The 23,492-nt window shown below is 65.6% G+C and carries 15 protein-coding genes and 2 pseudogenes; 9 read left to right on the plus strand and 8 right to left on the minus strand.

Annotated features, from left to right (window positions below):
* Positions 1-75: 75 nt before the first annotated feature.
* From KIH79_RS01725 to KIH79_RS01745, 5 genes are all read right to left on the minus strand, one after another.
* Entirely contained in the window at positions 76-783 is a 708-nt protein-coding gene (locus KIH79_RS01725) for an ABC transporter ATP-binding protein (protein WP_219057807.1), read from the minus strand.
* 55 nt (positions 784-838) lie between these two features.
* Positions 839-2,698, minus strand: a complete 1,860-nt coding sequence (locus KIH79_RS01730; protein ID WP_219057808.1) for an FtsX-like permease family protein — start codon at positions 2,696-2,698, stop codon at positions 839-841.
* 189 nt (positions 2,699-2,887) lie between these two features.
* Positions 2,888-5,437, minus strand: a complete 2,550-nt coding sequence (locus KIH79_RS01735) for an ATP-binding cassette domain-containing protein (protein ID WP_338023103.1) — start codon at positions 5,435-5,437, stop codon at positions 2,888-2,890.
* Between the two features lie 253 nt (positions 5,438-5,690).
* Positions 5,691-6,290: an ECF transporter S component gene (locus KIH79_RS01740; RefSeq protein ID WP_219057810.1), complete on the minus strand. Its 600-nt coding sequence runs from the start codon at positions 6,288-6,290 to the stop codon at positions 5,691-5,693.
* A gap of 330 nt (positions 6,291-6,620) precedes the next feature.
* A complete protein-coding gene (locus KIH79_RS01745) occupies positions 6,621-7,988 on the minus strand; it encodes a dipeptidase (RefSeq protein ID WP_219057811.1) in 1,368 nt (455 codons plus the stop codon).
* 108 nt (positions 7,989-8,096) lie between these two features.
* Here KIH79_RS01745 and KIH79_RS01750 point away from each other — a divergent pair, with 108 nt between their 5' ends.
* The 7 genes from KIH79_RS01750 (at position 8,097) to KIH79_RS01780 (ending at position 17,682) form a co-directional block, all read left to right on the plus strand.
* Positions 8,097-8,708, plus strand: coding sequence for a DUF3043 domain-containing protein (locus tag KIH79_RS01750; protein ID WP_219057812.1), 612 nt, complete (start codon positions 8,097-8,099; stop codon positions 8,706-8,708).
* A gap of 203 nt (positions 8,709-8,911) precedes the next feature.
* Positions 8,912-10,441, plus strand: coding sequence for an FAD-dependent oxidoreductase (locus KIH79_RS01755; protein ID WP_219057813.1), 1,530 nt, complete (start codon positions 8,912-8,914; stop codon positions 10,439-10,441).
* Positions 10,442-10,515: 74 nt separating this feature from the next.
* A complete protein-coding gene (locus KIH79_RS01760; RefSeq protein ID WP_219057814.1) occupies positions 10,516-11,331 on the plus strand; it encodes a DUF4191 domain-containing protein in 816 nt (271 codons plus the stop codon).
* A 303-nt stretch (positions 11,332-11,634) separates the two neighbouring features.
* Positions 11,635-13,071, plus strand: a complete 1,437-nt coding sequence (gene glnA, locus KIH79_RS01765) for a type I glutamate--ammonia ligase (protein ID WP_163229209.1) — start codon at positions 11,635-11,637, stop codon at positions 13,069-13,071.
* A gap of 257 nt (positions 13,072-13,328) precedes the next feature.
* Complete coding sequence (locus tag KIH79_RS01770) at positions 13,329-13,766, plus strand: DUF3592 domain-containing protein (RefSeq protein WP_219057815.1); 438 nt, start codon at positions 13,329-13,331, stop codon at positions 13,764-13,766.
* A gap of 210 nt (positions 13,767-13,976) precedes the next feature.
* Entirely contained in the window at positions 13,977-15,779 is a 1,803-nt protein-coding gene (locus tag KIH79_RS01775) for an ABC transporter ATP-binding protein (protein WP_219057816.1), read from the plus strand.
* 1 nt (position 15,780) lies between these two features.
* Positions 15,781-17,682 carry an ABC transporter ATP-binding protein gene (locus KIH79_RS01780; protein WP_219057817.1) on the plus strand — a complete coding sequence of 634 codons (1,902 nt, stop codon included), beginning with the start codon at positions 15,781-15,783 and terminating at the stop codon, positions 17,680-17,682.
* Positions 17,683-17,748: 66 nt separating this feature from the next.
* Here KIH79_RS01780 and KIH79_RS01785 read toward each other — a convergent pair whose 3' ends face one another.
* The 3 genes and pseudogenes from KIH79_RS01785 to ligA form a co-directional block, all read right to left on the minus strand.
* Positions 17,749-18,918 (minus strand): Mrp/NBP35 family ATP-binding protein, encoded by a 1,170-nt coding sequence (locus tag KIH79_RS01785; protein WP_219057818.1) that lies wholly within the window; start codon positions 18,916-18,918, stop codon positions 17,749-17,751.
* A gap of 236 nt (positions 18,919-19,154) precedes the next feature.
* Positions 19,155-19,823, minus strand: a pseudogene (locus KIH79_RS13165) (helix-hairpin-helix domain-containing protein); the annotation flags it as partial.
* A gap of 102 nt (positions 19,824-19,925) precedes the next feature.
* A pseudogene (gene ligA, locus KIH79_RS01790) lies at positions 19,926-21,926 on the minus strand (NAD-dependent DNA ligase LigA); the annotation flags it as partial.
* A gap of 235 nt (positions 21,927-22,161) precedes the next feature.
* Here ligA and KIH79_RS01795 point away from each other — a divergent pair.
* Positions 22,162-22,383: a DUF6199 family natural product biosynthesis protein gene (locus KIH79_RS01795; protein ID WP_219057820.1), complete on the plus strand. Its 222-nt coding sequence runs from the start codon at positions 22,162-22,164 to the stop codon at positions 22,381-22,383.
* A gap of 254 nt (positions 22,384-22,637) precedes the next feature.
* The gene (locus KIH79_RS01800) at positions 22,638-23,456 is read left to right on the plus strand and encodes a hypothetical protein (RefSeq protein ID WP_219057821.1); all 819 of its coding nucleotides are present in this window, start codon (positions 22,638-22,640) and stop codon (positions 23,454-23,456) included.
* The last annotated feature ends 36 nt before the right edge of the window (positions 23,457-23,492 follow it).

Genomic DNA, 23,492 nt, shown 5'->3' on the forward strand with positions numbered 1-23,492 from the left:
GAAGCCCCCTCAGCGTACCGTCTATGCCCACACAATCCTTGACAAGCGCCTTCTACGCCCGCGCCCGGCCGCGCATCACCGCCTCCGCAGCGGCGCCAGTTCGAACACTTCGTCGCTGGCGGCGGCCACTTCGGGCGAATGGGTGACGATGATCACGCACACGCCCTGCTCGTGGGCGAGCGTGCGGAAGATCGACATGATGTCCTCCTGCGTGCCCATGTCGAGGTTGCCGGTCGGCTCGTCGGCCACGATCACGGACGGCCCGTAGCTGAGGGCCCGCGCGATCGCCACGCGCTGCTGCTCGCCGCCGGACAGGTGCAGGATGCGTTCGTTCGCATACTCGGCCGGCAGGTGCACCTGTTCGAGCAGATCCACCGCGAGCTCCTTCTTCGGCTTGTCGAACTTCTTGCCGGAGGCGTCCATGGACAGCATGATGTTCTCCGCCACCGTCAGCTGCGGCAGCAGGTTGAAGCTCTGGAAGATCACGCCGATGTCGTGGCTGCGGTAGTCGTAGCGGTCCTGTTTGGCGAGGTCCTTGCCGTTGTAGAGCACCTTGCCTTCGGTCGGGTTGGCGAGGCCGGAGATGAGCGAGAGCATCGTGGTCTTGCCCGCGCCGGACGGTCCGGTGATGGAGTGCACTTCGCCGATGCGGAAGGCGTGCGTGATGTTCTTGAGCACCTTCTTGCCGCCCTTGGTGTACGAGTAGCTTACGTTGTCGAGTTCGAGGATGGGCTTTGCGGCGGTTGTTGCGGATGTTGCGTTGGTTGCGGTTGTTGCGGTCATGATGACGATTCCTTATTGATGAATGCAAGTGCGGAATATACGCGCGGGACGATGGTCACGAACGGTCGGCGAGGATCTGCAGCGGCTCGTAGCGCATGACGAACACAACGGCAACGAGCGCGGCGACGAGCGTGAGTCCGAGTCCGATGGCGAGCAACTGGCCGACGATCTTGAGATTGACGGTCGCGTTGACGTTGGAGACGTAGCTGACGGCCTGTCCCATCATGCCGCCGGGGCCGTTCGGGCGGCCGGCGTTGTTCGCGCCGGACGCGTTCGCGTTGGACGAGCTGCCGGACGTCGACGAGCTGGAAGACGAATCAGACGAAGAAGAACCGGACGAAGACGACGCGTCGGAAGAGTCGGAGGAAGCAGAATTCGACGCCCCCTGCGCGCCCGGCCCCTGCATGTCGCGGCCGAACTGCGCGTTCTGGCTGGACGCCTGCGACTCCTGCTGGGCGACCTGCGCGGCGAGCAGCTGGTTCGAGACCGGCACGGAGGCGATAGCGCCGCCCGCCGCGCCGAGCGCGAGGCCGATCATCGTGACGACGAGCAGCTCGAACGTGAACTGCGCGGCCACCTTGGCCTTCTTCACGCCGATCGCGGTGAGCACGCCCACCTCGTACTTGCGCTCGCGCACGTTGAACAGGGTGATGACGACGAGCACGACCGCGCCGACGCCGAGCACGATGAGCAGCAGGGTGAGTGCGAACTGGGCGAGGTTATTGAGCGGCACGAGGCTGGACTCGTACTGTTCGACGTCCGCGGAGGAGACCGTGTAGTCGTCGCTCAGGCCGGCCTTGGCGACGTCGGAGACGAACGTCTCGTAGTCGTCCTTGCTGGAGAACACGTACGTGTAGTTGAGCTGCGCGGCCGCGGTTTCGGTGGTGTTGCCGCTCGAATCGGTCGTTTCGGTGGTCGAGTCGGCGTCGAGGCCGAGCGACTTCAGCGTGGAGACGGACGTGTAGATCGCGTTGGCCGGGTCGGATGCGGTGGAGCGCATCGGGCCGCCCATCTGGTTGGACGATTCGGTGCTGTTTTCGTAGATGCCGACGATGGTGAGCTTGTACGTGGTGTCGCTGTCGCTTGCGTTTTCGACGGTGATCGTGTCGCCGACGGACAGGTTGTTGAAGTCGGCGAGTTCCTTGGAGATGATGACGTCGCCGTCGGAGTCGGTGCCGTAGCCGAACACTTCGCCGTCGCTCATGGTGAACGTGCCGTTTTCGGCGTTGGACACGGCTTCGTCGGAGGAGAAGCCGACGAGCGAGAAGTCGCCGGTGGTCATGGTCATGCCGCCCATGCCGCCGCCCATGTCACCGCCGCCCTGGCCGCCGGGCTGCTGCTGGCCGTCGCCGCCGTTGCCGTTCGCGTCGGACTTGGACGTGTCGGACGAATCAGACGAGCCGGACGACGAATCGGAAGACGAAGAAGAGGAAGAGCTTGAGTCAGACGATGACGACGAGCCGGACGTCGAATCCTCGACCGGCTGGAAGTCGTCGGTCGCGGCCAGCGACGCGGTTTCCGTGTAGTACGTGGACTTGACCGCACTGGACGCCTTCGCGTACTTCTGGTAGTCGGCGAGCGTGAGCTGCTTGTCGCTCATCGCCTCGCGCATCGCGTCGAAGTCGGGCTTGGAGTCGGAGGAGTCGGACGACGAGTCCGATGAAGAATCGGATGACGACGAGTCGGAGGATGACGACGATTCGCGCAGTTCGCTGATCGCCTTGCTGCGGTCGAAGCTGATCTGCGCGGTGATGGTCGTGTTTTCGAGTCCGGTTTCGCGCGCGGTCACGGCCGCCTGCCGGATTGCGAGGCCGATGGTGGCCGCCGCGGCGATGATCGCGACGATGATGGCGATGAGGATGTTGCGCCCCTTGTTGCGTATGACGTTCCGCCATGCGTTCTTCACTACGAACATGATGGTCCTTTGGTCGGTATGCCTGTGGTTTCAACCGGACCGAACTTGGGCGGTCCGTCTACTGTGCCATGAAACCGCCGTCGCGTGGCAAACCGCTGGAACGGGACTGTACCGTCTCTGGCCGTCCCGTCCCAGTTTTGTGACCGTTTCCTGAATGTTGTCTGAAGAGGCTTTGCCTCGGTCGCCGCCCTACTGGCCGCCGAGGAACGCGAACGTGCCGGCGAATCCGGCGCACACGAGCGCCACGACCGGAATGGCGAGGCACACGGCCATGAACACCCAGTCGCGCACGTGGGTTTCGCTCACGCGCGCGTGGCTGCGCGGCCCGTCGCCGCCGAACCCGCGCGCCTCCATGGCGGTGGCGAGCGTGGTGGAGCGGCGGATGGACAGCACGAGCAGCGCGAACGCCTGCGGGAAGAACGCCTTGAACTTGTTGTCGTCGCCGAGTCCGCGCGAACGGCGGGACGCGGTGAGCGCCGACCAGTCGTCCTGCAGCACGGAGAAGAGCCGCATGCCGGCGAGGCCGCCATACACGAACCGGTCGGGCAGGCGCAGTTTCTGGCTGAACGCGTCGGCCAGGTCGGTCGCGTCGACGCCGAGCACGGTGATGATGGCGGGGATGCCGATGGCGAGGATGCGGATGGCCGTGGCGATGGCCAGCTGCGACGAACGGTCGGTGATGTGGATCATGCCCCACTGCCACCACGTGTCGCCGCCGGCCTTGCCGTACAGGAGCACGGCGAGCGCCGATCCGGGCGCTCCGACCCACACGGGCCAGGTGGATTTGACGATGCGCCACGGCGTGAATCCGATGGCCATGAGCGCCACGAATTCGAGGCCGAGCGCCACCGACGCGGACACCCAGTCGAGGCTGAGCAGCATGGGCAGGGCGGTCAGGAACGCGCCGCCGAGGCGCACGGCCGGGTTCATGGAGGCGAGCACGCGCGAGCGGCTGGACGGCTTCGGCGGTTCGGTGCGCTCGTTGACCGCGCTCACCGGCACCACCTGAGGGACGCCCGCGTGCGACTGGTCGGTCTGCGCCGCCTCGCGCGTGCGCCACTCCCCCGCCGTGTCGGCCGGCACGAGTTCGACGAGCCGCGCGCCGAGCGCGGTCACGAGCTCGCGGTCGTGCGTGACGACGATGATGCTCACGCCGTCGCCGCGCAGGCTGTGGATAAGCGTGACGATCTGCATCCACGTGCGCCGGTCCTGTCCGAACGTCGGTTCGTCGAGGATGAGCACGCGCGGAGCCGCGGCCAGGGACGCCGCGACGGTGAGCCGCCGCTTTTCGCCGCCGGAGAGCGTGTACGGGTTGGCCTTCGCGTATTGGATGAGGTTGAACCGGGTGAGCAGTTCGCGCGCGCGGCGTTCCGCTTCGGCCTCGTCGCAGCCGGTGCGCAGGGGGCCGAGCATGACTTCCTCGAGCACGCTGCCGCGCGCGAACTGGTGTTCGGGGTTTTGGAACACGTAGGAGATGCGCGAGGCGAGTTCGGTGGATTTCCACGCGAACGGGTCGTCGCCGCTCGCCCCCGCGGCGAGTTCGTCCGACACCCGGACACGTCCCGACACCGGTTCGAGGAGTCCGGCGAGCGTGAGCGACAGCGTGGATTTGCCGGCGCCGTTCATGCCGACGAGCGCGGTGATCTGTCCGGACGAGAACGCGAGGTCGATGTGTTCGGCGATCGCCTTGCCGTTGCGGCCGATGGCGAGGTCGTCGGTGGTGAGCACGACCTGCCCGTTGCCGGTGCGCGCCGAATACGAGGGTTCGTCGACGGTGTGGATGCGCGTGATCTCGTCGCCCGGTCGGCGGTATTTCGCCGGCACCCAGATGCCGAGTTCGGCGAAGTCGAGGTCGGGGTTGCGGAACACGTCGTCGGGCGTGCCGTCGGCGACGATCACGGTGCGGCGGAAGCCGCTGCGGTCGACTTCGTCCTCGTCGCCGGTCTGCGCGACGCGCGCCCGCTGCATGTCGTCGGTTTCCAGTCCGAGCACGACGACGCGGTCGATCATGTCGATCCACGGGCCGGCGCGGTGTTCGACGAGCACCATGGTCGAATGGTAGCGGTCGAGCACGTCGCGCACCGCGCCGACGATCTGCGTGACGCCGTCGGGGTCGAGGTTCGCGGTCGGCTCGTCGAGCAACAGCACGCCGGGGCGCATGGCGAGCGCGCCGGCGAGCGCGAGCCGCTGCATCTGCCCGCCGCTGAGGTGCATGGTGGAGCGGTGCAGCTGCACGCCGGCCATGCCGACGGCCGCGAGGCTGTCGTCGACACGCTTCCAGATCTCGTCGCGCGGCACGTCGAGGTTTTCCGGTCCAAACGCGACGTTGTCGCCGAGCCGCTGGAAGATCGCCTGCGCGTCCGGATCCTGCAATACGAGTCCGACGCGTCCGCGCGCCTGGTTGACGGGCACGCCGTCGATGAGCACGCGGCCTTCGGTCACGCCGCCGTCGGAGTCGAGCTGGCTGACGGTGCCGTCGTCGGCGGTGACGGCTTGGCTGTCGGCGCCGAGCAGTCCGGCCGCGCCTTCGAGGATCGTGGATTTGCCGATGCCGGACGCGCCGAGCAGGAGCACGCGCTGCCCGGCTTCGACGGTCAGGCTGAGCCCGCGCACGGCGAAATGCTTGCGCGAGGCGTGACGATAGCCCCAGCCGTCGAAGGTAAGCGTGGCGTTGTCCGTCGCCGTGTTGCGGACGGTTGCGTTCGTGGTGGTCGTGTTCGCTGAAGTGGTGTTCGGCACGATGGTCCTCGGTTGGATTGATGTGCGGCGACGTTCGTCCGTTGCGTCCGAACGTCGGATGGTTCGATGGCCGCGCAGACTGCGATGATACGAAAACGGCCGTTCGCGCGACCGGATGCCGGTCTGGCGTTCCGGTTCGCGCGGACGGCGCGTCATGAATCGATCGTCACATGACGGCGATGTGCGGCGTGCGGATGCGCGCGTGCGTCATGTGCGTCATGATTGGATTGCGATTCCGGCGATGCGGCGGCGTTCAGCCGCGCACTTCGCGGCCGGAGGCGAACTTGTCGAGCGCTCCGGTCTTGGCGATGGCGATGTACAGGTACCACATGAGCACGCCGGCGATCACGAGGCCGGACAGCGCGGTGGAGACGAGGTACATGATGCCGTAGGGGCCAGTCAGGTCGATGGCCTGCAGGTTGCTGAAGAAGCTGTAGCCCCAGCAGCCGACGCCGGACAGCGCGCCGGAGAGGATGGTGATGCCGAGGTTCCACACCTTGTAGGCCACGAAGAGGAACGCGAGTTCGGCGAACAGGCCCTGCACGAGGGCGATGGCGAACGTGGACAGGCCGCCCCACTGGTTGCCCATGAGCGCTTCGAGCACGCCGGCGACGACTTCCGCGTAGACGGCGGCGCCGGGCTTGCGCACGATGATCGCGGCGAGCGGCGCGGCGAACAGCCACAGGCCGTTGAGCAGGCCGGCCAGGCCCGGGATGATCGCGTCGAGCGCGGCCCACGGCGCGTTGATGACGAGCGCGACGATCCAGTAGATGAATGCGCTGGCCACGCCGATCACGGACGCGACGGCGATGTCGACGACGCGCCACTTGAAGTTTACGGTTGCAGCAGTCATGATGTGCCTTTCTCTCTTTCGCGCGCCGCTGTTCGGCGCGTCTTCAAGGCACGGGAGGAAGAGCGACGTCCGTGCGCCGGCATTACCCGGATTCACGTTCAATCGGTCGGGAAGAAACCCCTCTCAGCCCCGGCGTGTGCGCTGTGCGCCCGCCGCGGCCCCCGTGTCAACGCTCCCGAGCATAACCCATACCGTTCCCGTTGTCCATCATTTCGGCCGTCTTCCGTCCATTTTCGTTCCGCGTACGCCGCCGCGACGCCTTGCACGGGCGGCGACCTGCCCGCGGCATCCGAGAACGAACACCGCGAGCCGGCCGACACACGGCCGTTGCTACTTGCCGAGCTTGGCGAGCAGCAGCGCTTCGGTGATCACGTTGTCGCGCAGTCCCGGCAGCGAAATCGACTCGTTCGGGCTGTGCGCGTTGGCCTTCGGATCCTCCGGGCCGGTCACGAGCACCTGCGCGGCCGGGAAGATGCGCTGCAGTTCGGGAATGAACGGGATCGAGCCGCCCTGGCCCTGGTTGATCGGGGCGACGCCGAACGCCTCCTTCATGGCCTCGAGCGCGTCCTTGGTGGCCTCCGCGTTCGGGTCCATGGCCCAGCCCATGCCGTTGTCGCCGGCTTCGACCGTCACTTCGGCGCCGAACGGCGCGTGCGCGCGCAGGAAATCGGCGAGCGCCGCCTGCGCCTCTTCGGTCCGCTGGCTCGGCGCGGTGCGCAGGGACAGGCGGAAGCGCGTGGCCGGGCTGATCACGTTGAACGAGCCGTCGACCGGGTGCGCGTCGAAGCCGATGACCGTGAGCGACGGCTTGGTCCACAGGCGCGAGGCGAGCGAGCCGGTGCCGGCGAGACGGTAGCCGTCGACGATGCCCGCGTCGGCGCGCACACCGGCTTCGTCGACGTCACGCTGCAGGCCGCCGACCGGCTCGTCCGCGGCGATGCCGGGCACGGCGATGTCGCCGTTGGCGTCGTACAGGGACGCGATGAGCATCGCGGCGAGCGTGTTCGAGTCGAGGATCGGGCCGCCGTACTGGCCGGAGTGGACGGGGTGCGTGAGCGAGCGGACGGTCACGTCGACGGTCGTGTTGCCGCGCAGCGACGTGGTGAGCGACGGGATGTCGGCCGCCCAGTTGCCCGAGTCGGCGACGACGATCACGTCGGATTCGAATTCGGCCGCGTGCTCCTCGATGAACGGGATGAAGCTGGGCGAGCCCATCTCCTCCTCGCCTTCGATGAAGACCTTGACGTTGACCTTGAGATCGTCGCCGAGCGCCTTGAGCGCGCCGGAGTGGATGGCGATGCCGCCGCCGTCGTCGGCCGAGCCGCGGCCGTACAGGCGGTCGCCGACGGTGGTCGCGACGAACGGGTCGGTGTCCCATTCGGCCGGGTCCGGCACGGGCTGTACGTCGTGGTGCGCGTACAGGAGCACGGTGGGCACGTTCGGATCGACGATGCGCGAGCCGATGACCTCCCACGCTCCCGGGGTGCCGTCCGGGTTGTGCGACTGGACGACCTTCGCATCGACGCCGACCTGCCGCAGTTCGTCGGCGACGAATTCGGCCGAACGCTTCATGTGCTCGCCGGTGATGCCCTCGGCGGAGACGGATTTGAGCGCGACCTTGCGGCTGAGCAGTTCGACGATGCGACTCCAGTCGCCCTCGACGCGGGCGCGGATGTCGCTGGCGGTAAGTGCTGCCATGATGCTCCTTCGTTGTGTTTCGTACGATTCCGCAAGCCATTCTAACGGCTTGTCGCGGCGGCTTGCGGCCCGCCAGCGCGTCTATGCGTGCCCGTAGTGTGGGCAGACATGACATGGAATCCGTTCAAGAAGGAAGAGGCCCAGAAGCCGGTCGAGGAGGCCAAGACCCCCGCACCGGCGAGGGGCGAGAAGAAGAACCGCCCCACCCCGAAGATGAAGCAGGCGCAGAACCAGAACCTGCGTCCGCTGGTGCCGGCCGACCGCAAGGCCAGCGCCAAGGAGGCGAAGGCCCGCCTGCGCGCCAAGGAGGACGCGGAGTACGAGGCGATGCAGACCGGCGACATCAACCACATGCCAAAGGCGGAGCGTCTGCCGTGGCGCGTGTACATCCGCGACTACGTGGACGCCCGCTTCAACCTCGGCGAGTTCTTCATTCCGGTCGCGATCGTCATCCTGTTCGGCTCGATGATCGTCACCACCGTCTACCCGCAGCTGTCGCTGCCGCTCATGATCCTCATGTACGTCTACCTGTTCGCGGTGATTATCGACGTGTGGCTCATGTGGCGCAAGCTCAAGGTCAAGCTCGTCGAAAAGTACGGCGAGAAGGCCGTGGCCAAGGGCATGCGCTCCGGCACGTACGCCTGGAGCCGCGCCATTCAGGTGCGCCGCTGGAGGCTGCCGAAGCCGCGCTACCCCAAGCGCGGTCATTTCCCCGAGTGATCGTCCATGGCTCCCCTGCGCGGGGAGCCATTTTTCATATCCATCCTCTCTCGGCTCCCCTTGCCAGGGGAGCTGTCATGCGCAGCATGACTGAGGGGTAGTCAACAACTTCGGAACGTTCCGCGGCTTTGACGCTCCCCCAGTCAGCTTCGCTGCCAGCCCCCCTCAGCCGAGGGGGCCAGGAAAGCGGCAAGGAGGCAATCGTGACACAGCTTGAACAAGAACAGTACGACATCGCGATCGTCGGCGCGGGCCCCGGAGGCTATTCCACGGCCCTGCGCGCGGCGCAGCTCGGCCGTCGCGTCGCCCTGATCGAACGCGACGCGACGCTCGGCGGCACCTGTCTGAACCGCGGCTGCATCCCTTCCAAGGCGCTCATCACCGCCACGCACGCGATCGACACCGTGCGTCGCGTGTCCGAACTCGGCGTGAACGCGAGCGTCGACGGCATCGACTTCGGCCGGCTGCACGACTATCGCCTGCACATCATCGACACGATGACCAAGGGACTGGCCGGCCTGCTCGCGCACCGCGGCGTGACCGTGTACCGCGGCGAAGTCGCCGGACTGTCGGCGCTCGCCGATCACGGCGACGGCAACGCGGCACGCTACGCGCTCACCGTCGACGCCTCCCCCGCCGCGGCCGACGGCCAGGTCGAACGCTATGCGAAGGCCGGCGTCGGAGAGCCCGTCGGCGCAACCGTTTCGGTCACGGCGCGCGACGTCGTGCTCGCCACCGGCTCGCGCCCGCGCCCGTTGCCCGGCATCCCGTTCCACGCGGCCGTCATCGACTCCACGCATGCGCTCGAAATCAACGAATTCCCGGCCAGCGCCGTCATCGTCGGCTCCGGCGCGATCGCGCTCGAATTCGCGTCCATGTGGAATTCGGCCGGCTGCGACGTCACGCTGCTCATCCGCAAGGACCGCGTCCTGTCCGGATGGGACCGCCGCGCCGGCGTGACGCTCACGCGCGAACTCAAGCGTCACGGCGTCAAGATCATCACGCACAGCCACGTCACCGGCATCGACACGGGCGCGAACCTCGGCGCGACCGTGCGCTACACGCGCGACGGCGAGGACGGCGAGCACACGGTATGGGGGCAGATCGCGCTCGCCGCGATCGGCCGCGATCCGATCACCGACGCCGCGTGGCTCGCCGATTCCGGCGTCACGCTCGACCAGGCCGGCATGGTCGTCACCGACGACCGGTGCCGCACCAACCTGCCGGGCGTGTGGGCCGTGGGCGACATCACGGAAGGCCCGGCGCTCGCGCACCGCGCGTTCGAACAGGGCATCGTCGTGGCCGAGGCGATCGCCGGGATCGATCCCAAGCCGGTCGACGACGCGACCGTGCCGCAGGTCGTGTTCAGCGCGCCCGAAGCGGCCAGCGTGGGACTCACGCTCGATCAGGCGCAGTCGCGCGACGATCTGGAGTCGGTCAGCGAAACCGTGTACCCGATGCTCGGCAACGCGCGCATGCTCATGTCCGGTTCGGCCGGATCGATGTCGATCGTGTCCGGCGCGTACGCGTCCGATCCGGACGTGCCGGTCGTGCTCGGCGTGCACATCGTCTCGCCGCTCGCCTCCGATCTGATCGCCGAGGCCGAGCAACTGGTCGGCAACCGGGTGCCGCTACACGATGCGGCCCGGCTCATCCACCCGCATCCCACGTTCGCGGAGACGCTCGGCGAGGCGCTGCTCAAGGCCGACGGCCGACCGCTGCACACGCGGTGAAGCGGTGCGGCGGGGCGGCGGTGCTGGTAAGGTGGTGGAATAGTGTGTCCACCCATGAGCAAGTGAGGAATTACATGGCTGACAAGGCCGAGAAGCCGAAGAAGAAGGGCCTGTTCTCGAACATGGCCACCACCATCGAGCAGATCAGGAAGATCTACAAGTACACGGTCGCCGACGACAAGAACCTGCCGTGGATGCTCGCCGGCGCCGGCTTCGGTCCGCTGGTCCTGTTCATCATTCTGGGCATCGCGTTCCACTGGACGATCCTGTCGTGGATCCTGCTGGTGATCACCGCGATCATGCTCGGCATGCTGCTCGCCACCATGGTGCTCACCAACCGCGCCGACCGCGTCGGATACAAGAAGATCGAAGGCCGTCCGGGCGCCGCCGTCAGCGTGCTCGGCAACATCAGCAAGGCCGGCTTCAGCTTCCCCGAACAGCCCGTGTGGATCGACCCGCGCACCAAGGACGCGATCTGGCGCGGCACCGGATACAACGGCATCTACCTGCTCGCCGAAGGCGACTACAACCGCCTGCAGCGCCCGATGGAACGCCAGGAGCAGAGCATCAAGGGCGTCACCGCCGGCTCGCGCATCCCGGTCTACCGCATCTACGTGGGCACCGGCGAGCATCAGGTCCGCCTGCAGAACCTGCGCAAGACCATCCTCAAGCAGAAGGCGTACCAGCCCAAGTCCCAGCCGACCGGCTGGTGGGACACCATGTGGTACAAGATCAAGCCGACCACGCGCTTCATGCTCACCAAGGAGGAGCTGGACACGCTCAACGCCCGTCTCAAGACGCTGCAGACCAAGGCCGGCTACGGCATCCCGAAGGGCATCGATCCGAACCGACCGCAGCGCGTCAGCCGTCGCGCCATGCGCGGCCGCTGATCGCGGCAGCGGCATCAGGCAACGGCACCAGTCCGGCCGCACGGCCGTGTCAGGCCGTCATCATCGCCCCGGCAGTCAACCGACTCCCGGGGCTTTTCCATATCCGATCTCACCAATCGAACGCACCGCAACCGCACCGCTTACCACGACGTAATCGAAAAATCAAGATATTCCGCGGAATCAGGTCCGCCGGCACGTCGGCGTCGCCCGTACGAAACATGCTCGTAACCGAAATGACGAGCGGGCGAAACGCTCGTTCCTAGACTGTAAGCCTGTAAGTTACTTCACGAAAGGAGCGGTCCCGTGACCGAACTCAAGTCCAAGGAAGACGCCGAGGCCCTTATCAACAAGGAAGGCATCGAGTATGTCTCCGTTCGTTTCACCGATCTGATCGGCGTTCAGCAGCACTTCACCGTGCCGGCGAGCGAGTTCCTCAAGGACGCGTTCACCGACGGCATGCCGTTCGACGGTTCCTCCGTCGAGGGCTTCCAGGCCATCAACGAGTCCGATATGAAGCTCGTGCCGGACGTCACGACCGCCTTCGTCGATCCGTTCCGCAAGCACAAGACCCTCGATGTGGCCTTCTCCATCGTCGACCCGCTGACCGACGAGCCGTACTCCCGCGATCCGCGTCAGGTCGCCGGCAAGGCCGAGGCCTACCTGAAGTCCACCGGCATCGCCGACACCGCGTCCTTCGCGCCGGAGGCCGAGTTCTTCATCTTCGACAAGGTCCGCTACGAGAACTCCATGCAGCGCTCCTTCTACGAGGTCGACTCCATCGAGGCCCCGTGGAACACCGGCCTCGACACCGAAGAGGACGGCACCCCGAACATCGCGTTCAAGAACCGCGTCAAGCGCGGCTACTTCCCGGTTCCGCCGATCGACCACACCCAGGACCTGCGAGACGACATGGTCGCCAACCTGCAGAAGGTCGGCCTGATCCTCGAGCGTTCCCACCACGAGGTCGCCGGCGCCGGCCAGCAGGAGATCAACTACCGCTTCAATTCCCTGCAGCACGCGGGCGACGACCTGATGAAGTACAAGTACGTGGTCCACGAGACCGCCGCTCTCGCCGGCAAGGCCGCGACCTTCATGCCGAAGCCGCTCGCGGGCGACAACGGCACCGGCATGCACTGCCACCAGTCCCTGTGGAAGGACGGCAAGCCGCTGTTCTACGACGAGAAGAACTACGGCGGCCTGTCCGACATCGCCCGCTGGTACATCGGCGGCCTGATCAAGCATTCCTCCTCCGTGCTGGCCTTCACCAACCCGTCGCTGAACTCCTACCACCGTCTGGTCCCGGGCTTCGAGGCCCCGGTCAACCTGGTGTACTCGGCCCGCAACCGGTCCGCCGCCATCCGCATCCCGCTGGCCGGCACCTCCCCGGCCGCCAAGCGCATCGAGTTCCGCGCTCCGGATCCGTCCTGCAACCCGTTCCTGGCCTTCTCCGCCCAGCTCATGGCTGGTCTGGACGGCATCCTCAACCACATCGAGCCGCCGGAGCCGGTCGACAAGGACCTCTACGAGCTGCCGCCGGAAGAGCACGCGGGCATCAAGCAGGTCCCGAGCTCCCTGGCCGAGGCCATGGACGCCCTTGAGGCCGACCACGACTTCCTGACCGCCGGCGACGTGTTCACCGACGACCTGATCGAGACGTGGATCGACATCAAGCGCGGCGAGATCGATCAGGCCCGTCTGGCCCCGACCCCGCTCGAGTACGAGCTGTACTTCCACATCTGATCTTCAGGTGTTGAAAATGGCTTGATTCCGCCAGTTCTTAACGAACTGGGATACAAGCTAAATGTAAAAAGAACCCCCGCCATGTTGACGGGGGTTCTTTTGCTACTCCATCTCAGTCGGCATCGCAGCCACCCACTCTTGCCTCGGCGCGCACATGTTTCGGCGGGATACCTGTCAGCGCGGCCACTTCTTCTTCAGGGGTCGGAGTGGGATAATGAGGGTATCGGTTTAACGAACGGGTGACAAGGGGGGGCGTCATGCTGTTTGGAGGCGCCATCATGGTGGTGTCCGGGTTGCTAATGCTCTTCATGTTCGTCGCGGACATATTCGGCGAGCATCGTCTGACCAAGCGGGCCACCGCCATGACCGTCGGCACCGTGCTGCGCAGAGTCGAGGACAAGGGCTCCGACGATACGGTCATCGACCACCATTACGTGGTGCGGTACGAGGTGGACGGGATCCCGTACGAGCTGAACACGCGCGGCATCGACTACGACCGCGAATACCACTCCGGCGACCCGATGGACATCGACTATGATCCCGACGACCCGAAAGCCGCGCGAGCCACGTTCAACCGGCCCCACGGGAACACCGCATGGAACATCGTCTTCGGATCGCTCTGCGGCGCATGGACCATCGGCGGCGCGTGGATCATCGCGGCGAACATCGGGCCGTGGCTCGCCAAGTGGGAGTGATGCTTGCGTGTCGGACGCGTCCAATGTCGGAGATAAGTCATCTTGAACATGGTTAACGTTAATGTGCATATCGCTTGATGATGACTATATGGCTGATATCTCGTCATAGGTTATCGATATATCAACTCTCGCATTTCTTCCCAACCGTCATGGCTATGCTATGCGTGCGCGATCGAACCTATCGCGCATATATGAGGGGAATACATCGTAATGTCTCTGGACACATCATTGGGGAAACGGTCGGTCGCATCCGGCCAAGCACGTCTTCTGGACGGGCTGCGCGAGCGGGACACCGGCATCTACGCTCGATTCTGGAATGTGCTGCGCATCGCGCGACTGCCCATCGCATGGATCATCGGCTATCTGGCACTGCGGATCGTACTGGTCCGTTTTTCGATCGACGCCACCACGTACAGCGCTCGCCTGTACACCGGCGACGTGGGCTTCGTGACCGTGGTGCTGCCGTTCGTGACGTTCACGCTGGCGAACGCCGGCCTGACGGCGGTGTCCACGTTCGTCAGCTACGTCTGCTCGTCGCTGATCGACCGGCGGATGCGCCGCGCCGTGTGGCGCAGGATCCTCACGCTGCCGCTGTCGTTCTTTGAACGCAACCGGCCCAAGGAGCTCATCTCCCGCGTGGTCTCGGATGTGGAGAGCGTCAGCCAGCTGGTGGTGAACGTGGTGCTGGAGCTCATCGTGCAGGTGTACTCGCTGTGGGCCGTGCTCGACACCGTCGGCACTTACGATCCGCGCCTGACCTGGGCGCTGGCCGCCACGCTGCCGCTGTTCGTGGCCGTCCACTTCGTGTTCGGCAAGCTGTCGTACAGCATTGCGGACCGCACGAACACCGCCAACGCCGAATTCACGCGCAACCTGTCGGAAACCGTGACGCATGCGGACGTCGTGAAGGCGAACGGGCGCGAATCCCGGGAGGCGGCGCGCAGCGCCTCGCGCATCCAGGACCTGTACCGGTACACCGTCAAGGGCAGCTGGGTCTCGCAGCTCAGCTCCCCGGCGTTTGCGATCGCAACCGCGATACAGTTCACCGTCGTGGCGCTCGTGGGACGATCCTTCCTCGCCTCCGGCGCCATCAACGCGCAGCAGTGGGTGGCGTTCTTCATGTTCTCCAGCCAGATCATCTCGCTGGCGTCCATCGGCTACTGGAGTTCGTTCAAGGGAGCGCAGGGTTCGATCAACCGCATCTCGCACATCGCCGAGCGGCATGGCGAGGACGACGGCACAGGCGTTCCCGTCGACGACCTGCACGGCGACATCGTACTGGACAAGGTCTCGTTCGCCTATGGCGACCGCCGTCCGCTGGACGGACTGTCCGCGACGATCCCGGCGGGAAAGGTCACCGCAATCGTCGGGAAGTCCGGCGCCGGCAAGACGACGTTGCTGACGCTGCTCGACCGTCTGCGCACGCCGGACTCCGGTTCGGTTCGCGTAGCGAACGAGAGCGCCGGCGCGGCGGACGCCGCGACCGACATACAGGACTATGCGCTCGACTCCTACCGCAATGCCGTGGTGTTCGTGCCGCAGGGCAACGTGTTTTTCGAAGGCACCATACGGCAGAACCTGCTGTACGGCGCGAACCGAACCGTGAGCGACGACGAGATCGAACGGGCGATCGACGCCGTGGGCGCCGGCGGTCTGTTGCGTGCGCTGGACGGCGGGCTCGATCACCGGCTTGCGGAGTCCGGCGAAGGACTGTCCGGCGGCGAGCGGCAGCTGCTCGCGCTGGTCCGGGCCGTGCTGAAACGCCCGCAGATATTGCTGCTGGACGAGGCACTGAGCGACCTTGACGCCGACAGGCGCGAAACCGCATGGTCGGGACTTCGCAAGTTGACCGGGGGTGCGACCATCGTGGCCGTCTCGCATGACGACGGCGCGCTGGGCCGCGCCGATCATGTGATCGTCGTGAATGACGGGCATGCCGTGGCGGAAGGCACGCCGGATGAGGTGACGCGCAATGCGGACTACCGCAGGATCGCCGGAATCGAGGAGGACTGATATGACAACGACTGCGACTGCAACGCTTCCCGGCAACGCCGTTCCCGGCGGCAATACGGCCGGCATCGGCACTGGCGCCAGCCCCAATGGCCGCAAGCGCAAGGGGCTGTGGAGGCAATTCCTCTCGTTCTATCGCACGCTGCGCATCCCGTGGTGGCTGTATGCGATCAGCTTCGTCATCGGCATCGTCTACGGCGATCTGACCGTGCGCGTGTCCTCATACAGCGTCCAGCTGTACAACGGCAAGCTCGACAACGGCATCATCATCGGCTACGTGGCGTTGGCCGTCGGCAATTCGATTCTCGCGCTCGCCCAAGGCATGACCAGCGCGTACGCCGAGCAGCGCACCACGCGCAACGCCCGCAATCTGGTGTGGGGACGCATCCTGAGGCTGCCGTTGCGCGTGAGCGAACAGGACAATCCGTCCTCCTATGTGTCGGGCGTCACCACGTCCGTGACATGGGCCGGATATGCGATCACGAGCACCATCACGCTGGCGTCCTCGCTGTACGCGTTCGGCAAGGCGTTCATCGTCCTGTTCCGATACAACGCGCGTCTGACCGGCTTCCTGCTCCTGCTGGTGCCGGTGTTCATCCTGCTGTTCGTTCTGGGCGGCCGGTTGTTCTTCGCGGCGGCGAAGCGTTACTACGACGGCACCAAGGCGACCACCGAGTTCTTCTCCGAGCACCTGGCGAACATCCGCTACGTGAAGGCGCAGAACGCGGTACGCGACGAGACGGCGCAGGGCGACGCCGCCATCGACGTCAAGTACCGGGCCGGACTGTTCATGGGCCTCATCTACGCCGTCATCGTGCCGATCAACACGTTGTACGGCACGATCAGCTCTATCGCCGTCGCCGTGTTCGGCAGCGGCATGATCCGGCGCCGCGAACTGCCGCATGACGGCATCAACGTGTTTTCCACCTATCTGGGCAACGTCAACACGCAGTTGCAGCAGATCGTGGTGCAGTATCAGGCCATCAAGGGCGCGCAGGGCGGACTGAAGCATTCCGGCGACATCATGAGCCTGCCCGTCGAACCGATCGGAACAGGCGAGTCGGGCGATGCGGAGGCGTCGGCCGTCGGAAGCGCGACGTCGATCGTCACGCCCGATGCCGCGGGCAAAACGGAGGCTAGCGCGACGGTCGACGGCGATTTGGTCGTCGATGACGTGACCTATGCCTACCCGGACGGTCGTCTCGCGCTCAGCGACGTGTCGCTGGTCATTCCGCACGGCAAGCGCACGGCGATCGTCGGCGGCAACGGGGCCGGCAAGTCCACGCTGCTCAAGCTGCTGCTGCGTCTGTACGAACCGACCTCGGGATCGATCGGACTGCGCGACGGCAAGGCCGATGCGACGGGAGAGACGGGCTCGTCGGCGGCGGTTCCCGCGGCCGGGATTCCGCTGGACCGCTATCGCGCCGCATTCGGGTACGCGCCGCAGCATCCGTACATTTTCGCCGGCACGGTCGGGCAGAACCTCGCCTACGGGTTGGACCGTGACGAATCGGCCGACAGTGATGAGCCGCTGCGGCAGGCCGCCGATCTGGCCCGCGTGCCCTCGTTCCCGGACGGACTTGGTACCATGCTCAACGAGGGAGGCTCCAACGTGTCCGGCGGCGAGGCGCAGCGCATCGCACTCGGACGGGCCGTCGCAGGCGCTCCCCGTTTCCTGTTGCTCGACGAGGCGACTTCCGCGGTCGACCACGAGACGGCGGCGCGCATTCTTGCCGATCTCGATGCGCACAAGGACCGGTGGACCATCGTGCAGGTCACGCATGACCCGTCGCAGGCCCGTAGCGCCGATTACGTGGTGGTGCTGAACGGCGGCACGGTGGAGGCCGCCGGCACGCCGGACGAAGTGGCGCGGATCAGCCCGTATTATCGTCGGTTCGCGGCGTGATGCGCCCGATGGCAGGCGCCCGGTGGCAGACCCTGCCATCATCGGCGCCGCATCGCCGCACCGAAATCAGCGCATCAGCCGTTCGGCGAGCGTGCGGAACTCGCGTCCGATGCCGTCGGTCCGCAGCGCGCCTTCGGGCGTGAGCACGGCCGGCCGGCCGGACTCCCCCGTCTCGCGCAGTTCGGGCTCGAGCGGCAGCTGCGCCATGAGCGGCACGTCGTAGCCGAGCGCGTCGGTGAGCTGCTCGCTCACCCGCTGTCCGCCGCCCTCGCCGAAGATGCGCAGTTTTTCGCCCTTGTGCTCGTACCAGCTCATGTTCTCGACCACGCCGCGCACCTTCATCGGCACCTGCAGCGCAACTAATCCCGAGCGCACGGCCACGTCGGACGCGCTCGGCTGCGGGGTCGTGACGACCACGAGTTCCGCGTTCGGCAGCGCCTGCGCCACGGAAATCGCCATGTCGCCGGTGCCGGGCGCGAGGTCGAGCAGCAGCACGTCCGGCTCGCCCCACCACACATCGGCAAGGAACTGTTCGAGCGAGCGCTGCAGGCGCGGGCCGCGCCACAGGATCGCCCGGTCGGCGCCGGCGAACATGCCGATCGAAATCAGCTTGACGCCCCACGCGGTCACCGGCATGAGCATGCCGTTGAGGTTCGTGGGCTGCGTGTGCACGCCGAACAGCTTCGGCAGCGAGAAACCGTAGATGTCCGCGTCGATGGCGGCGGTGTCGTAGCCGAGCGCGGCGAACGTGGCGGCGAGGTTCGCCGTGACCGACGACTTGCCGACGCCGCCCTTGCCCGAGGCGATCGCGAAGATGCGCGTCTTGATGCCGGGCTTGTTGAACGGGTTCTGCTTGCGTTCTGCCTTGAGATCGGCGACGAGGTCGGCGAGCTTGTCGTGGCTCATCGAGGTGACCTCGATATGCGGGGTAAGTCGCGCGTCCGGATAGGAGGCGACTGCGCCGTTGATCTGGTTGGTGATCGTCTCCGAGAGCGGGCAGCCGGGCACGGTCAGTTCGACCTGGATGGTCACGTCGTAGGCCGGCTGGCTGTCGGCAGTCGCCCCGGCCGCCGAGGTTTCCCCAGTTTCCCCGGTTGCGTCGGTCGCGTCCGCCGACACCGCGTTGATCGCCGCGATCATGCCCAGATCGGTGACCGACCGGCCGAGTTCGGGGTCGATGACCCTGCTGAGCCGCTCATAGATGGCCGCTTCGATGTGCCGAGTGTCTGCTGTCATGAATCATCCTCCTTATGTGCCCCACCTAGCCTAGCGTGCGAGCGCCCGCCATGCCAGAGGCAATCGACCGGTTCCCGGGATCAGGCACACGCATCCCGGGAACCGGCAACCGCCCATTGATGCACAAGCGCACATAGCATTTTGGCGGAAAACAGCGGATTCAACCCGACAAACCGCACACACCCGGTTCCCGGGATTTCTTGGCCACAATCCCGGGAACCGGCAACAGGACCAGATCAGATCTCGCCCGTCTCCAACAGCGTGGCGAACTGGGCTTCATCGAGCATGGGGATGCCCAGTTCCTCGGCCTTGGCGGCCTTGGACCCGGCATTGGCGCCGACAACCACCCAGTCGGTCTTCTTGCTCACCGACCCCGCCGCCTTGCCGCCACGCGCGATGATCGCCTCCTTGGCCGAATCGCGCGAATAGCCTTCAAGCGAGCCGGTCACCACAACCGTCTTGCCTGCCAGGGTTTGCGGCAGTCCGCTCACTTCGGCATGTCCGACACCCACGCCGGCCGCCTTCCAAGCGTCAAGCACCGCGCCGCGCCAGTTGCCAGGCTCCCGCGCTTCGGCGAACCATCGCACCACCGATTCGGCGATTTCCGGTCCGATGCCGTCGATGGCCGACAGCTCCTCAGCGCTCGCCCGTTCGATCGCGTCCAACGAGCCGAACGCGGAGGCGATGAGCCGCGCGGTGGGCGGGCCGAGCCGCCTGATGGACAGCGCGACGAGCACGCGCCACAGGTCGGCGTGACGTGCCTTGTCCATTTCGTCGAACATTTTGCGCGTGTTCTCGCCCGGCCGGATGATGACCGGCACATCGGTCGCGCCCGCGCGCGTGGTCTTGTGCTCGACGCGCACGACGACCGCGTCGGCCGGCACGTCGTAGTCGGGATATGCGGCGACGGTCGACGGGGCAGAAACTGTGCCCGCATTCGTGTCCGTGGAAACGACGTCGTCAGGGCCGGCCGTGGTCGGCGCGCCGGCCGCTCCGTCGGCCTCGGCCGCCCGCTCGGCCAGCTGCTTGGCCGTGAGCTTCTTCGCCGAGGTCGGCGCGGTCCAGAACGCGGGCACCTGATGCCACAATCCCGACCCGCCGATCCTGCGGCGCACCTTCTTCTTGCGCCCGTTCGCGTCGGTCGTCTCGTGCACTTCGATGATCGCGGCCTCACGCCACACGCGCACGTCCTTGAGGTCGGCGGCGGTCAGGCCGAACAGTCCGGCCTCGCTCGACAGGACCGGCGTCTGCACGGGCGGCAGTTCCAGCCCGGCGACCGGCTCGTACGGATCCGGCTCCTCGCCCGGCGCGACCACGATCTCCGTCAGCCCCGGAGCGTAGGTCGCGACCGAATCGGGCCGGTTCTCCTCCGGATTGGTCAGTGCGATGGCTGACTGGTCGCCCAGATGCTCGATGTCGAACGCCTTGCGCGACGCGAGGTTGATGATGCGTTCGGTCAGCTGTGCCGGGCAGCTTTCCACGTTCGGGCAACGGATGTCCTTGTCGCCTTCCTTGGCCGGCGCAAGTTTCGCACCGCACGACGGGCAATACTCGGGCATGACGAACTCGCGCAACGTATCTTCGCGCCCCTTGCGACGCTCCAGCACCGGCCCGACCAGTTCGGGGATCACGTCGCCGGCTTTGCGCACGACGACCGTGTCGCCGATGAGCACGCCCTTGCGTTTGACTTCGGACGGATTGTGCAGCGTGGTGCGCGCGACGGTCGAGCCGGCCACGTACACGGGTTTGAGCACGGCGACCGGCGTGACGCGGCCGGTGCGGCCGACCTGCACGGTGATGTCGAGCAGTTCCGTGTTGACTTCCTCGGGCGGATACTTGTACGCGATCGCCCAGCGCGGCGCGCGCGACGTCGCGCCGAGCGCGCGCTGGAGTCCCAGATCATCGACTTTGACGACGATGCCGTCAAGCGCGTGCTCGATGTCGCCGCGGTGCTCGCCGTAGTAGTCGATCATGTCGAGAATCTGCCGGAAGTTCGTGACGGTGCGATTGTGCGGCGAGACCGGCACGCCCCACTTGGTGTACAGTTCGTACGCTTCGGACTGGTCGTTGACGACGTCGTGCGATCCGGCCGCACGGCCCTCGCCCCAGCGCAGCGTGCCGATGCCGTGCGCGTAGAAGCTGAGCCGTCGGGTCGCGGTGATGCGCGGGTCCTTCTGGCGCAGGGATCCTGCGGCGGCGTTGCGCGGATTGGCGAACGGGGCGCGGCCCGCGTCCTCCTGCTCGGCGTTCAGCGTGCGGAAGTCGTCCCAGCGCATGAACACCTCGCCGCGGATCTCCACGAATTCGGGGATGTCCTCGGCCGGACCGCCAAGGTTTGCAGGGATGGAGCCGATGGTGCGCACGTTGAGCGTGATGTCCTCGCCGGTCACGCCGTCGCCGCGCGTCAGCCCCTGTTCAAGCACGCCGTTGCGGTAGATGAGGTTGAGCGCGAGGCCGTCGATCTTGACCTCGCAGCTCATCGGCAGCGGCTTGGATTCGGGCCAGTCGAGGTCGCGAATCACGCCGTCGTACCAGTCGCGCAGTTCCTCGATCGAGAACACGTCGTCGAGACTCATCATGCGCGACGGGTGGCGCACGGACGCAAAATCGTTGGAGAACGTGCCGCCGACGCGATGCGTGGGGCTCTGCGGCGAGTCGAGCGACGGGAACGACGCTTCGAGCCTCTGCAGGCAGCGCAAGCGCGCGTCATAGGCCGCGTCGGACGAGACGGGCGCGTCGTCGATGTAGTAGGCGATCTGGTCGGATTCGACCCATGCCGCGACACGCGCCCACAGTCGCGCGGCCGCTTCGGCGCTCAACGAGTCCACGTCGAGCCGGTCGAGGCGCAGCGCGTCCTCGTCGTCCGGCTGCAATGCGGCGATCCACTGGTCGCTGCCCGGCGCGAACCGGTTGAGACCGGTGTTGTCCACCACGGCAGGAATACCGGCCTTGCCGTCGTCGCCGTCCGCGGGCGCGTCAAAATCCCATGCCAGTTGTTCGTCCGTCATAAGCCCTCCATCATGATCGATCGCACTCCAGTCTACCGGTGACTGCTGGTTCCCGGGATTGGACGGGACGATCTCAGGAACCGAAGATCGCACATTTTCGCGCAATCGCACATGGCGTTTTGGCGGAAACCAGGCCTTCTTCGCGTTCAAATCGCACCCGCCCGGTTCCCGGGATTCTCGAATGCCGATCTTGGGAACTGGCTAAACTGATATCAGTATGCCAAAGGAGGCAATTATGGACGCGTCAACTATCTTTATGTTCGTTCTGGTGGAGATCTTGCTGATCGCTGGCGGCGCATGTGCCCTATTTGCGCCGAACACGATGTGGCACATCGAGCATTTCCTTGACGTGCGCGGAGGAGAGCCGACCGACTTCTATATTGTGATGACCAGGATTGGCGGCGGCATGGCGCTGGTCGGCACGGTCATCCTGCCATTCCTGACGTGGGTTCTGTAGGCAGCCGGTTCCCGGGATTTGGGTGGGAAAATCCCGGGAACTGAGCGTGTGAGGTTTTAGGGGATGAAACCGCCATTTTCCGTCAAAACCGCCATGTGCGATTGTTTGAAAATGTGAGGTTTCTGGTTCCCGGGATTTTCCAGCCCAATCCCGGGAACCAAGGATTGTGGATAACTCGGACCTTTCGACCACATACCCCGTTTTGACTTGCCATACCCGGCTTCCGCCTATAGCCTCGCCACATGAACTCTTTTATGTATGATGAGGCTCTGCAGCTGATGCGGCAACGACGCGATCAATGCGCCGCGCTGGCCAGCAAATTGGATATCACCCCTGTGTTCTCACACTGCAGCGCGTTGGAATACTGGGGAACCTCTCCGCCTCCCGACTGCACGCTGTCCACTGACCTGCATCATATTGTCTTTGCCGAGAAAGCCAAACGCCGTCGATATGACAACGTGGTCACGCATTCGTGGAAAGGTGACTTTCTGACCAAGCATGCAGGATCCTATGGCGTGGCAAGCCCGGCCATGACATGGGCGCAAATGGCCAGATATTGCAGCGAGGAAAGCCTGGCGGTCATAGCGGGATCGTTCGCATGCCGGGACCGTCGCCGCAGAGTCGCATCCATTGACGAACTGGTCCGATATGCAACGGATGTCAAAGGATTTCAAGGACGCACAAAGTGCCTGAATATAGCGCCGTTCCTTGTGGCGAACACCGATTCGCCGCCCGAATCCCAAGTCTATGTTCTGGTGATGAGGAACGGGCTGGGTACGCCTTCGGTCAACCATCGCGTCGCGTTTGGGCCAAACGATTGCTACTTCATAGACATTGCATATCCTGACATCAAACTGGGCATAGAGTATCAGGGCGGATATCATGCCGGAGTCAGCCAGATGCGCGCAGATGCCAGAAAGCTCAATAGATTGAGATTGGCTGGATGGGAGATCATATTGGTCACGGCGGTCGACTTGGCTGATGATGCTGCCCGACAGCGGATCGTGCAGGTGATCAGGATGATGATGGAGCGGCAGATGCGCCTGATGGGACTCGCCAGAGTGTTTGGATGATCCTTCCCGGTTCCCGGGATTGTGGCGAGAAAATCC

It is taken from the genome of Bifidobacterium miconis (assembly GCF_019331735.1).
In the GTDB taxonomy this organism is placed as follows: domain Bacteria; phylum Actinomycetota; class Actinomycetes; order Actinomycetales; family Bifidobacteriaceae; genus Bifidobacterium; species Bifidobacterium miconis.